Origin of the sequence: Tsukamurella sputi, assembly GCF_007858445.1 — a bacterium.
GTDB lineage: Bacteria > Actinomycetota > Actinomycetes > Mycobacteriales > Mycobacteriaceae > Tsukamurella > Tsukamurella sputi.
On the sequence record NZ_VIGV01000234.1, the window covers coordinates 1 to 513 of the forward strand.

Genomic DNA, 513 nt, shown 5'->3' on the forward strand with positions numbered 1-513 from the left:
TTCTTCCTGGTGCCTCTTGCTCCCACTGTTGCAACAATCGCCTCACCTCTTGTCGCTGCAATCCTTCTTGTGAACCACAGAGATTACAAGGAATAATCGGAAACTCTCGCATCGCGGCATAGGTCGCAATATCCGTCTCACTACAGTAGCTTAATGGCCGAATTACAATATTATCGGCATCATCACTACGTAATTTAGGAGGCATTGCTTTCATAGTTCCTCCAAAAAACATATTCATAAAGAGAGTCTCAACAATATCATCACGATGGTGACCTAGAGCAATTTTATTGTAGCCATGCTCCTTAGCAAAGGTATAAAGGGAGCCTCGACGTAAACGGGAACAGAGACTACACATCGTCTTATCAGGGGCGATCTTCTCTGTCACGATAGAATAGGTATCCTGCTCAATAATGTGGTAAGGAACGCCTATACTCTCTAAATATTGGGGTAATATCTCTTCTGGAAAACCGGGTTGTTTCTGATCAAGATTGACCGCTAATATCTCAAAAGAGA

The 513-nt window shown here is 42.9% G+C and carries 1 protein-coding gene; it reads right to left on the reverse strand.

Annotation, left to right across the window (positions count from 1 at the left end; genetic code table 11):
* A partial coding sequence (ttcA, locus tag FK268_RS26280; RefSeq protein WP_146437924.1) for a tRNA 2-thiocytidine(32) synthetase TtcA occupies positions 1-513 on the reverse strand: 513 nt, incomplete at both ends.